10 protein-coding genes are annotated in these 11,569 nt (G+C 54.3%); 5 read left to right on the forward strand and 5 right to left on the reverse strand.

Annotation, left to right across the window (positions count from 1 at the left end; translation table 11 throughout):
• Window positions 1-66 precede the first annotated feature (66 nt).
• Window positions 67-429 (reverse strand): YibL family ribosome-associated protein, encoded by a 363-nt coding sequence (locus tag AC3G3F_RS09885; protein ID WP_000665689.1) that lies wholly within the window; start codon window positions 427-429, stop codon window positions 67-69.
• Window positions 430-719: 290 nt separating this feature from the next.
• Here AC3G3F_RS09885 and AC3G3F_RS09890 point away from each other — a divergent pair, with 290 nt between their 5' ends.
• Complete coding sequence (locus AC3G3F_RS09890) at window positions 720-929, forward strand: hypothetical protein (RefSeq protein WP_023247319.1); 210 nt, start codon at window positions 720-722, stop codon at window positions 927-929.
• 9 nt (window positions 930-938) lie between these two features.
• On the opposite strand, the gene mtlR is transcribed toward AC3G3F_RS09890, so the two are convergent.
• The 3 genes from mtlR to mtlA form a co-directional block, all read right to left on the reverse strand.
• Window positions 939-1,529, reverse strand: coding sequence for a mannitol operon repressor MtlR (mtlR, locus tag AC3G3F_RS09895; RefSeq protein WP_000193201.1), 591 nt, complete (start codon window positions 1,527-1,529; stop codon window positions 939-941).
• A complete protein-coding gene (gene mtlD / locus AC3G3F_RS09900; RefSeq protein ID WP_023247321.1) occupies window positions 1,526-2,674 on the reverse strand; it encodes a mannitol-1-phosphate 5-dehydrogenase in 1,149 nt (382 codons plus the stop codon). Before mtlD ends, mtlR begins: the two co-directional genes overlap by 4 nt.
• A gap of 129 nt (window positions 2,675-2,803) precedes the next feature.
• A complete protein-coding gene (gene mtlA, locus AC3G3F_RS09905) occupies window positions 2,804-4,717 on the reverse strand; it encodes a PTS mannitol transporter subunit IICBA (RefSeq protein WP_488394908.1) in 1,914 nt (637 codons plus the stop codon).
• Window positions 4,718-5,194: 477 nt separating this feature from the next.
• Here mtlA and AC3G3F_RS09910 point away from each other — a divergent pair, with 477 nt between their 5' ends.
• From AC3G3F_RS09910 to yiaY, 4 genes are all read left to right on the forward strand, one after another.
• Window positions 5,195-5,803, forward strand: a complete 609-nt coding sequence (locus AC3G3F_RS09910) for a glutathione S-transferase (protein ID WP_023247322.1) — start codon at window positions 5,195-5,197, stop codon at window positions 5,801-5,803.
• 98 nt (window positions 5,804-5,901) lie between these two features.
• Window positions 5,902-7,293, forward strand: coding sequence for an L-seryl-tRNA(Sec) selenium transferase (selA, locus tag AC3G3F_RS09915; protein WP_053529931.1), 1,392 nt, complete (start codon window positions 5,902-5,904; stop codon window positions 7,291-7,293).
• Entirely contained in the window at window positions 7,290-9,140 is a 1,851-nt protein-coding gene (selB, locus tag AC3G3F_RS09920) for a selenocysteine-specific translation elongation factor (protein ID WP_023247324.1), read from the forward strand. The genes selA and selB overlap by 4 nt, the downstream gene beginning before the upstream one ends.
• A gap of 186 nt (window positions 9,141-9,326) precedes the next feature.
• A complete protein-coding gene (yiaY, locus tag AC3G3F_RS09925) occupies window positions 9,327-10,478 on the forward strand; it encodes an L-threonine dehydrogenase (RefSeq protein ID WP_488394910.1) in 1,152 nt (383 codons plus the stop codon).
• A gap of 71 nt (window positions 10,479-10,549) precedes the next feature.
• On the opposite strand, the gene AC3G3F_RS09930 is transcribed toward yiaY, so the two are convergent.
• A complete protein-coding gene (locus tag AC3G3F_RS09930; protein ID WP_023247326.1) occupies window positions 10,550-11,431 on the reverse strand; it encodes an ROK family protein in 882 nt (293 codons plus the stop codon).
• Between the last annotated feature and the right edge of the window lie 138 nt (window positions 11,432-11,569).

Below are 11,569 nucleotides of genomic sequence, written 5' to 3' on the forward strand. Positions count from 1 at the left end.
TAGGGCCAATAGTTCAGGCATAAGAAGGGAAGAACCGGGTAAGCGAAAGCGCCGCCCGGTCAACGTTTAGAATTCTGTTTTACTAAAGCCTGTCATCTCTTTGAGCCCCATTTCCCGGCCCAGCGCCGTCATCGGGTGCACCACGATCAGGCCGCGTACGCTTTTTTTGAGTTTGCCCATATCGGCCTGCTCTTTTTTAGTGATAGCGCGGCGAAACGGCAGGTTCATTAGCTTCTGCGCTTCTTTACTCAGTTTTTGGCTGTGTACTTCGCGCAGACGGATGATTTCTGCTTCCAGCGTCTCTTTTTCTTTTTCCAGCTCCGCGTATTTATCGGCGGATTCAACCAGCGAGAGACCTGCCTGCTGGTGGCGAATAGCGTCAAGACGATCGCTCAGGCGTTTAATTTCGTTTTTTTCGACTTCTTTCATGGGATAGCTTCTGATAGAAATGGGATAGATACCCTATAGTATGCGCGCAGTGGGTGATTCTTCACAACTCATGGCATAAAGATAATCAATTATGGCAAGTATTACACCGCTAATTATTTAACTATCTCTTTGAGAATAAAATCCTTTTTTTTCGTAAAAAAGATGAAGCGCCTTTTTGCCGGCAAGAAAAGCGATTAAGCACATTTTCCTCAATGACAACGCTAAATCGATCCTAAACTCAAATAAGCGGCCGCGGGAATCAGACGCGGGTCACACATGGAGGATCTATCATGGCAAAAATAGGTGGGAACGTACCATTTCTTATTGATAAAGCCGTCGATTTTATGGCGTCCAGCCAGGCGTTCCGTGAGTACTTGAATAAAACGCCGCCGCGTAATTATGTTCCTTCCGAAGTGCCGTCGGAGAGCGCGCCCATTTATTTGCAGCGCCTGGAATATTACCGGCGGTTGTACCGACCAAAAGAAGAAGAAAGAGGTTAACGGCGGGATTTACTTTTGAAAGGCCTTTTTTAAGCTGATTTTAGAAATCAGCTCGGTCAGGGAGAGGACCATCGTCGAACGCACCGCCTGCTGGTAGCGCTGAATTTGCATGGCGTATAGCGCCGCGTCGGACGTATCAAAATGCGGCGGCGGCGGTAGCGCCATGACGCAGTGCAGTTCGCCAAACGGCCCAAGGATCTCATCGTCGGTAAAGGCGTACTCATTGCCGTCGTGATTCAGCTCTTCGCGCAGCGCCATTAACAGCTCCGCATCTTCATATTCGGTGCGGCTGAGTACGCCCAGGCCATAGATAAGTTTCAGACGTACCGAAAGATCGCCCAGCGGCCCGTCGCCGTCCAGCAACGGTTCCACAGCGTATTTCACGGCATAGTCGTCTTTGCGAAACACCTGAAGCACCAGGATATTCACCGCCTCGGTCAATAACTCGACGGCGGTGATCAGGAAGCTCCGTACGGTTTTGCCAGCATTCAGACGCTCAAGCACACGATTTTCAAAGGCCTGGGTTTGTTCCATTATTGCCTGCATATCTGACAATCTGTTATTTGGGCGCAGGCTAACCTGCGCCGGGTTCTGCGTCATTTGGTCGCGTTATATGCGTTAACCGCCTCCGCCACCACATCGCTATTGGCATCCAGCCCGGAAATTTGCGCCAGCGCGGCCTGCGGGCCTTTTTCGGTAATCAGAGCCGCCAACTCTTGCGCCTGCGGATCTTCATCGCTACGGAAATGCATCGCCGCCGCGATCCCTTTCACCAGATTCACATGCGGCAGACCATATTCCAGGGTGCCAAGCAGTGGTTTGATCAGACGGTCGCCCGCGCTGAGTTTGCGTAGCGGCTGACGGCCTACGCGTTCGACGTCATCTTTCAGATACGGGTTTTCAAAACGACCGAGGATTTTCTGAATGTATGCCGCATGTTTGTCAGCATCAAAACCGTAGCGTTTGATCAGCACCGCGCCGCTTTCTTCCATCGCGCCTTTAACCACCGCGCGAATACTCTCGTCGAGAATGGCGTCGCGAATGGTCTGATGACCGGCTAATTTGCCGAGGTACGCGGTTATAGCATGCCCCGTGTTCAGCGTGAAGAGTTTACGTTCGACAAATGCCATCAGGTTATCCGTTAACTCCATCCCCGGAATGGTCGGCAACGCGCCTTTAAACTGGGTTTTATCGACGATCCACTCGCTGAAGGTTTCTACCGTTACTTCCAGCGGGTCATGGGTGGCGGAAGCGGAAGGCGGCACGATACGGTCAACGGCGGAATCTACAAAACCGACGTGCTGTTCAACCCAGGCTTTATCGCCATCCGCCAGCGCGTTCATCACATGGCCTTTGAGCTGCGTGGTACCGCGCACCATATTTTCGCAGGCGATGATATTCAGCGGGGCATCCACGCCCTGCGCCTTACGTTTTGCCAGCCCTTTAGCGATAGCCGGGGCGATACGCTCCAGGACCACCGGGCCGACAGCAGTCGTCACCAGATCGACGCTGGTAATCAGCTCTACCACCTCATCGCCGATGCTACTTACCGCGTTAACGCCGGAGACCGTATCCACTTGCTCATTTTCACCCACGACATGGACCTGATAGCTATGACGGGCATTCAGGGCGTCAAGCACCACCTGATTTACATCCGCAAACGTCAGTTGTATCCCCGCGTCAGCCAGCAATTTGCCGATAAAGCCACGACCGATATTACCTGCGCCAAAATGTAATGCTTTCATAGTATTAACCTTTATTAATGTTTTTACCCGAGAGGGCTGGGGTGAGGCTTTCCCCTCAACCTAACCCTCTCCCTTGCGGGAGAGGAAACCGTAGGCCCGGTAAGCGTAGCGTCACCGGGCAAACAGAACCTACTTACGGCCTGCCAGCAGTTCCAGCACTTCATCGACGCTGGTGGTGTGCGCCAGACGTTCAATAACTGACTCGTCATCCAGAGCGTTAGTCAGGCTGGTAATCACCTGAATGTGCTCATTATTACGAGCGGCGATGCCGATGACCAGACGCGCGATGTCATCTTCTTCCTCGCCGAAGCGCACGCCTTCCGGATACTGGCAGAACACCACGCCGGTTTTCAGTACGCGATCTTTCGCTTCCACCGTACCGTGCGGCACTGCGATAGACTCGCCCAGATAGGTCGGGGTGAGCTTTTCACGTTCCAGCATCGCGTCGACGTATTCCGGCTGTACGTAGCCGCCTTTCACCAACTGCTCGCCGGCGAAGCGAATCGCCTCTTCTTTCGTGGCCGCTTTACGTCCGAGGAAGATATTCTCCGCGCCCAGCTTGAACAGGTTGTTATCGCCTTCCTCAAAGCTATCTTTCAGATGGTCACGTACCTTTTCTTCATTGGTATTGTGGCGCTGTGCGGCAACCAGATGTTCGGTCAGGCTGGTGTACAGGCCGCTATCCAGGAAGTTGGTCAGCGAAATATGCTGCGCCTGCGGTACCTGGCGCATCGCACGCTCGGTAAGGTCGCGGTGAGTAATGACCAGATCCACATCCGGCGGCAGATTGTTAATGGCGCTGTTGGTGACGGAGATCTGGCTCAGACCCGCATCCTGTACTTTCTTACGCAGTACCCCTGCGCCCATCGCGCTGGAACCCATACCGGCATCGCAGGCGACAATGATTTTACGTACATGGCTGAGGTCGTTGGTGACATCGCCAGCCGCCAGCGGAGAGGCGCCTTTGGACTGTGCTTTCATGTCATGCATACGACGGGTGGCCGCTTCAATGTCATCTTCTTCTTTCACTTTGCTGGTTTTCAGCAGAATTGCAGAAACCACGAAGGAGACCGCCATTGCCGCCACGATGGCAGTGATGTTAGCGAAGTAAGCGCCTTTTGGCGTCATCGCCAGTACCGCCAGAATGGAGCCCGGAGACGCCGGAGAGACCAGACCGCCGTTCAGGATGGTCAGGGTGAATACGCCGGTCATACCGCCGAGAATCACCGCCAGAATCAGGCGCGGGTTCATCAGCACGTACGGGAAGTAGATCTCGTGGATACCGCCCAGGAAGTGGATAATTGCCGCGCCGCCCGCAGACTGTTTAGCGCTGCCGCGACCGAAGAACATGTACGCCAGCAGGACACCCATCCCCGGACCCGGGTTAGCTTCAATCAGGAAGAAGATGGATTTACCCATCTCATGGGACTGCTGGATACCCAGCGGTGAGAAGATACCGTGGTTAATCGCGTTATTGAGGAACAGGATTTTCGCCGGTTCAACAAAAATGGACGCCAGCGGCAGCATATCGTGCGCCACCATGAAGTTAACGCCCGCCGCCAGAATTTTGGACAGGACTTCAACCGCCGGACCAATACCGAGGAACGCCAGCATGGCGAGGATCATACCGATAATGCCAGCGGAGAAGTTGTTCACCAGCATCTCAAAACCGGATTTGATCTTACCGTCTACCCAACTGTCGAATTTCTTAATGCAGTAGCCGCCCAACGGACCGGCGATCATCGAGCCGAGGAACATCGGCATATCCGCGCCGACTATAACGCCCATGGTAGTGATAGCGCCCACCACGCCGCCGCGTTCGCCGCCAACCAGACGACCGCCGGTATAACCGATTAGCAGCGGCAGCAGGTAGGTGATCATCGGACCAACCAGTTTCGCCAGAGTTTCGTTAGGCAACCACCCTGTCGGAATAAATAATGCGGTGATAATACCCCACGCGATAAACGCGCCGATATTAGGCATCACCATATTGCTGAGGAATCGACCAAAGCTTTGCACTTTGATCTTAATATCGGATGACATAAAAACACCCCTTCTTATGTTGCTGTCGCGCAGGCTGAAAAGCCCGAGGTTTGTTAATGTAGCGGCAGAGGTAGCCGGACCCTGTAGTGTAGATACTGCGCAATCTGGCACTGAATCGTTCAACTGTCCAGACAGGGACAGTTAATGTGATTTATATCGCATAAATATAGGGGGTAGAGAGGTAATTGATGTGATATTGATCACAAAGTTACTGTGTAAAAAAACAACGCATCTAATTTTTAGACCTTAAAAGGCAATTTTATGTGAGATATTTCACACTTTTATTTTGGTGCTTTGTTGAATTTTTGTGATCATCTTCACAAGAAATTTTAGGCCCGGGTAACGTCAATACGATCCGGCAAACATTTTGTCGCAAGCCCTCTCACGTTATGTCACTCAGCAACTTCCTTTAGCGTCTCTTTTCGTTTATTTGAGCCATACTATGATTTTTACTTGGTTGGCAAAAAAGGACACGGCATGAAACTCATCGGTAGCTATACTAGCCCTTTTGTGCGCAAAATCTCTGTTCTGCTGCTGGAAAAGGGCATCACCTTCGAATTTGTTAACGAACTGCCCTACGAGGCGGATAACGGCGTGGCGCAATACAACCCTCTGGGTAAGGTGCCGGCACTGGTGACGGAGAAAGGGGAATGTTGGTTCGATTCGCCGATCATCGCGGAATATATTGAGCTGCTGGATATCGCGCCAGCGATGCTCCCGCGTGACCCCATGGCGGCGCTTAAAATTCGCCAGCTTGAAGCGTTGGCCGATGGCATTATGGATGCCGCGTTGGTCTCTGTACGCGAACAGGCGCGTCCGGCGGCGCAGCAATCGGAAACGGAACTGCTGCGCCAGCGGGAAAAAATCAACCGCAGTCTGGATATGCTCGAAGGTTATCTGAGCGACGGGACCCTAAAAACGGATACGGTGAATCTGGCGACTATCGCGATTGCCTGTGCGGTAGGCTATCTCAACTTCCGCCGGGTCGCGCCGGGCTGGTGCGTTGGCCGCCCCCACCTGGTCAAACTGGTCGAAACGCTTTTTCAGCGCGAAAGCTTTGCCCGCACCGAAGCACCGAAGGCTTGACGCGCATTATGTCCGCCTGAGCAAACTCACGTTACAATCCCCCTCAAGTCGATATCCCTCTCCAGCCAGGAGAGGGCCACCAACAGCCAGGCATTTTCATGACAAGCGAAACGCGTACACTCTACAGCCAGCTTCCTGCTATCGATCGCTTATTGCACGATAGCGCTTTTCTTTCTCTGCGCGATCGGTATGGCCATACCCAGGTGGTTGATCTGCTTAGGCGGATGCTTGACGACGCGCGCGACGTCATACGGAATACGCAGACGCTTCCCGACTGGTGCGCAGACTGGGCGCAAGAGGCGAAACGACGGCTGGAAAATGCGGCGCAAAGCGCGCTGCGCCCGGTGATTAACCTGACGGGGACGGTGTTGCACACCAATCTTGGCCGCGCATTGCAGGCGCAAGAAGCGATTGAGGCGGTAACGCAGGCGATGCGGGCGCCGGTGACGCTGGAATACGATTTGGATGGCGCCGGGCGGGGGCATCGCGACCAGGCGCTGGCGACGCTGTTATGCCGTATCACCGGGGCGGAGGACGCCTGTATCGTCAATAACAATGCGGCGGCGGTATTGCTGATGCTGGCGGCGACCGCCAGCGGCAAAGAGGTGGTGGTTTCGCGTGGCGAACTGGTCGAAATCGGCGGCGCGTTTCGTATTCCGGATGTCATGCGCCAGGCGGGTTGTACGCTGCATGAAGTGGGTACCACCAACCGGACGCACGCGAAAGATTACCGTCAGGCGGTAAATGAAAATACCGGGCTGTTGATGAAGGTACATACCAGTAATTACAGCATTGAGGGCTTTACCAAAACGGTAGAGGAAGCAGAGCTGGCGGAAATCGGGCGAGAGCTGGATATTCCGGTGGTGGCGGATCTGGGCAGTGGTTCGCTGGTGGATTTAAGTCAATATGGCTTACCCAAAGAGCCGATGCCGCAGCAGCTAATTGCCGCAGGCGCCAGCCTGGTAAGCTTCTCCGGCGATAAGTTGCTGGGCGGGCCGCAGGCCGGGATCATCGTCGGCAAAAAAGCGATGATTGCCCAACTGCAAAGCCATCCGCTGAAACGCGCCCTGCGCGCGGATAAAATGACGCTGGCGGCGCTGGAGGCGACGTTACGTCTGTATCTGCACCCGGAAGCGTTGGCGGAAAAATTACCCACGCTGCGTCTGTTAACCCGCAGTGAGGCGTCGATTCGCGAACAAGCGCAGCGGTTACAGACGCGGCTGGCGACGCGTTACGGCGATGAATTTGCGCTGGAGGTTAAGCCCTGTCTATCGCAAATCGGCAGCGGTTCATTACCGGTAGACCGCCTCCCCAGCGCCGCCATAACCTTTACCCCGCACGATGGGCGCGGTAGTCGACTGGAGGCCCTGGCGGCCCACTGGCGCACGCTGCCTGTACCGGTCATTGGTCGAATTTATGATGGCCGTTTATGGCTGGATATGCGCTGTCTTGAAGACGAAAGCCGGTTTATGGAGATGATGCTGAAATGATTATTGCAACTGCCGGGCACGTAGACCACGGTAAAACGACGTTGCTCCAGGCGATTACCGGGGTCAATGCCGATCGCTTGCCGGAAGAGAAAAAACGCGGGATGACTATCGATCTGGGCTACGCCTATTGGCCGCAGCCGGATGGTCGTGTGCTGGGCTTTATCGACGTGCCCGGACATGAAAAATTTCTCTCCAACATGCTGGCGGGTGTAGGCGGTATCGATCACGCTTTGCTGGTGGTCGCCTGTGATGACGGCGTCATGGCGCAAACGCGCGAGCATTTACAGATCCTGCAACTGACGGGCAATCCGCAGCTCACCGTCGCGCTGACCAAAGCCGATCGCGTGGACGATGCGCGTATCAGTGAAGTACGTGAAGCGGTACTGGCGACGCTCGACAACTATGGTTTCGCCGATGCCGTTTTATTTGTCACCGCCGCCAATGAAGGGCGCGGTATTGCAGAACTTCGCGCCCATTTACAGCAACTTCCCGCACGTTTGCACGCCGCGCAGCATCGCTTCCGCCTGGCTATCGACCGTGCGTTTACGGTGAAAGGGGCGGGACTGGTGGTGACCGGAACGGCGCTGAGCGGAGCGGTAAAAGTAGGCGATACGCTATGGTTGACCGGCGTTAACACGCCGATGCGCGTACGAAGCCTACACGCGCAAAATCAGCCCACCGACCATGCGCATGCCGGGCAACGTATTGCGCTCAATATTGCGGGCGATGCGGAGAAGGAGCAACTTAACCGCGGTGACTGGCTGCTTGCCGATGCGCCAGCGGGGGAGGCTTTTTCCCGGGTGATTGTTTCTTTGGCGCTTCATGCGCCGCTTTCCCAATGGCAACCGCTACATATTCACCATGCCGCCAGCCATGTGACCGGTCGCGTCTCTTTGCTGGAAGGCGCGCTGGCAGAGCTGATTTTCGATACGCCGCTATGGCTGGCCGATAATGACACACTGGTGCTGCGTGATATTTCCGCGCGCGCCACCCTTGCCGGCGCGCGCGTGGTGACGCTTAACGCGCCGCGTCGCGGTAAACGTAAGCCAGATTACTTACAGTGGCTTTCAACGCTTGCCGCCGCGCAGGACGATAGCGCGGCGCTAGCCATTCATCTGGAACGCGGCGCCGTCAACCTGCCGGATTTCGGTTGGGCGCGTCAGCTTAATTCTCTCGGTATGCGTCAGCTTATTGAGCAACATGGTTTTATCCAGGCCGGAGACAATCTGTTAAGTGCGCCCGTCGCCGCCCGCTGGCAGCGTAAAATTCTCGATACGCTGGCGACTTACCACGAACAGCACCGCGATGAACCGGGGCCGGGACGCGAGCGTTTACGTCGCATGGCCTTGCCAATGGAGGATGAAGCGCTGGTGCTGATGCTGATCGAGCGGATGCGCGACGATGACCTGATTGACAGCCATCACGGTTGGTTGCATTTGCCGGATCATAAAGCGGGATTTAGCGATGAGCAGCAGGCCGTCTGGCAAAAAGTCGAACCGCTATTTGGCGATGAGCCCTGGTGGGTACGCGATCTGGCGAAAGAGACCGGGACGGAGGAACAATTGATGCGGCAGGCGCTGCGGCAGGCGGCGCAGCAAGGCATCATTACCGCGATCGTCAAAGATCGGTACTATCGCAACGATCGGATTGTCGCTTTCGCCAATATGATCCGCGAACTGGATCAAGAAAGAGGATCCACCTGCGCAGCGGATTTTCGCGACAGGCTGAATGTAGGGCGGAAACTGGCTATTCAGATCCTTGAATATTTTGACCGGATTGGATTTACACGGCGTCGTGGGAATGACCATTTATTACGTGATGCGTTATTATTTCCGCAAAAAGAATGAAATGTTTAAATTAAATAAGAAATGAATCAATACAATTATTGAGTTGATTTATAAAAAGCACATCAGGAAATGAACCTAATGTGCTTTTTATTTTTCTGACTTCTTAGAATAGCTATCGTGATCCTATTATCAGGATAATTTTGCCCGTATTCTTTACGCCTTATTCAGGTAATTAAGGACAGTATAATGGCAGCTTCAACGTTTTTTATTCCTTCCGTGAATGTAATTGGTGCCGATTCATTAAAGGACGCAATGAATACGATGGCGGAATATGGTTTTCGCCGTACATTAATTGTCACGGATGTCATGCTGGCAAAATTAGGGATGGCGGGCGATATTCAAAAAGCGCTACAGGAACGTGATATTTTTAGCGTGATTTATGATGGTACGCAGCCTAACCCTACCACCAGCAATGTGGCAGCCGGGTTGAAGCTTCTGAAAGAAAATGGCTGCGACAGCGTTATCTCGCTGGGCGGCGGTTCCCCGCACGATTGCGCGAAAGGTATCGCGCTGGTGGCGGCGAATGGCGGCGATATTCGTGACTATGAAGGCGTTGACCGCTCCGCGAAACCGCAGTTGCCGATGATTGCGATTAATACGACCGCCGGCACCGCGTCTGAAATGACCCGTTTTTGCATCATCACCGACGAAGAACGACATATTAAAATGGCTATCGTCGATAAACACGTTACGCCGCTGCTCTCTGTCAACGACTCCTCTTTAATGGTTGGTATGCCGAAATCCCTGACGGCGGCAACCGGTATGGATGCGTTAACTCACGCGATTGAAGCTTATGTTTCCGTTGCGGCAACGCCTATTACCGATGCCTGCGCGCTGAAAGCGGTAACGATGATTGCGGAAAATCTGATTGTTGCGGTTGAAGAGGGGAGCAATGCCCAGGCGCGTGAAGCGATGGCTTATGCTCAGTTCCTGGCGGGAATGGCGTTTAACAATGCGTCGCTGGGCTACGTTCATGCTATGGCGCACCAGCTTGGCGGTTTCTACAACCTACCGCACGGCGTATGTAACGCGGTTCTGCTGCCGCATGTGCAGGTATTCAACAGCCAGGTAGCGGCGGCTCGCCTGCGTGATTGCGCAGCGGCGATGGGCGTCGATGTATCAGGTATGAGCGAGGCGGAAGGCGCGCAGGCGTGTGTGGTGGCCATTCGCCAACTATCACAGAAAGTCAACATTCCGGCAGGACTGCGCGAGCTAAACGTGAAGGAAGAGGATATCCCGGTTCTGGCGACCAATGCTCTTAAAGATGCCTGTGGCCTGACCAACCCGATTCAGGCGACGCACGACGAAATTGTGGAAATTTATCACGCGGCGATGTAACGCCTTTGCCCGGTGGCGCGGACACTTACCGGGCCTACGTAGACGATGCAGGCCGGATAAGGCGTAACACTTTAGCTTCGGTCGAGCTTTTGCTGCGCCAGCCAGACGGCGCCCAGCCTGCCCGCCTGATTTCCCAGTTGGCAGGGCTGAATCGGCACCTGGAGCGCCTCCCACATTTCAAACGTTTCAAGATGCCGCGTCAGGAGCGGGTAGAGCTTTTCCTGTTCGCTTATTCCTCCGCCGATCAGCACCACGCCCGGATCAAACATAGAGATCACGCTGTAAACGCCGCGTGACAGATAACGCGCCCAGTCATTGACCGCCTCACGCAGATGAACATCGGTCGCCATTCGTTCAAAGATCACATCCGCAGGCGGCATCTCTTCGGCGGGCAGCGCCAGAGCCTGGCGGCACGACGCCATTAATCCGCTGGTTGACGCGATTTTATGCATACTTTCGCCATTGTTCCCGACCGGCATGACGCCGAATTCACCGGCGTGGAAATGCGCACCGCGATACAACTCCCGTCCGACGATAATACCGCCGCCAATGCCGGTTCCAATGGTAATGCAGACCAGATTTTCATAATGTTGCCCGGCGCCTCGCCACATTTCGCCCAGTGCCGCGCAGTTTGCGTCGTTCTCCACGACCAGCGGCAGATCGGTCAGCCCGCTGAACAACTCCATCAGGTTGACGTCATCCAGGTAAGCCAGCGCGCCCGCTTTTGCCGCATGACCGTTATGGGGATTAATATGGCCAGGGAAACTGACCCCGATTGCCGCAATGTCATAGTCCTGTTGGCAACGCGCCACCACATCCTGCCATTTGCGGGTAAACGTGGAGGCGTCCTCTGGCGTATCGAATTGATGATGGGTTAATTCTTCGCCGTCACTGTTAATCACGCCATATTTGACGTGAGTTCCTCCCACATCAATACCGATATATTGCTGCATAGTGTTCTCCGTACGTTAAACAGGCACCTGTTTAGTATGGCTAAAACCAGACGGAGAAACGTAAAGGAAAGTAATTCGTGATTGCTGTCGTAAAGCGGGAAACCATTGGCGAAAAATTCACCAGTACCGTCTACCCTT

This window comes from Salmonella sp. FC25216 (assembly GCF_057751355.1).

Coding starts and splice junctions, on each gene's coding strand:
- selA (WP_053529931.1), top strand. CDS start 5,902: ATGACAAGCGAAACGCGTACACTCTACAGCCAGCTTCCTGCTATCGAT.
- AC3G3F_RS09890 (WP_023247319.1), top strand. CDS start 720: ATGGCAAAAATAGGTGGGAACGTACCATTTCTTATTGATAAAGCCGTC.
- selB (WP_023247324.1), top strand. CDS start 7,290: ATGATTATTGCAACTGCCGGGCACGTAGACCACGGTAAAACGACGTTG.
- AC3G3F_RS09885 (WP_000665689.1), bottom strand. CDS start 429: ATGAAAGAAGTCGAAAAAAACGAAATTAAACGCCTGAGCGATCGTCTT.
- AC3G3F_RS09930 (WP_023247326.1), bottom strand. CDS start 11,431: ATGCAGCAATATATCGGTATTGATGTGGGAGGAACTCACGTCAAATAT.
- AC3G3F_RS09910 (WP_023247322.1), top strand. CDS start 5,195: ATGAAACTCATCGGTAGCTATACTAGCCCTTTTGTGCGCAAAATCTCT.
- mtlR (WP_000193201.1), bottom strand. CDS start 1,529: ATGACGCAGAACCCGGCGCAGGTTAGCCTGCGCCCAAATAACAGATTG.
- mtlA (WP_488394908.1), bottom strand. CDS start 4,717: ATGTCATCCGATATTAAGATCAAAGTGCAAAGCTTTGGTCGATTCCTC.
- mtlD (WP_023247321.1), bottom strand. CDS start 2,674: ATGAAAGCATTACATTTTGGCGCAGGTAATATCGGTCGTGGCTTTATC.
- yiaY (WP_488394910.1), top strand. CDS start 9,327: ATGGCAGCTTCAACGTTTTTTATTCCTTCCGTGAATGTAATTGGTGCC.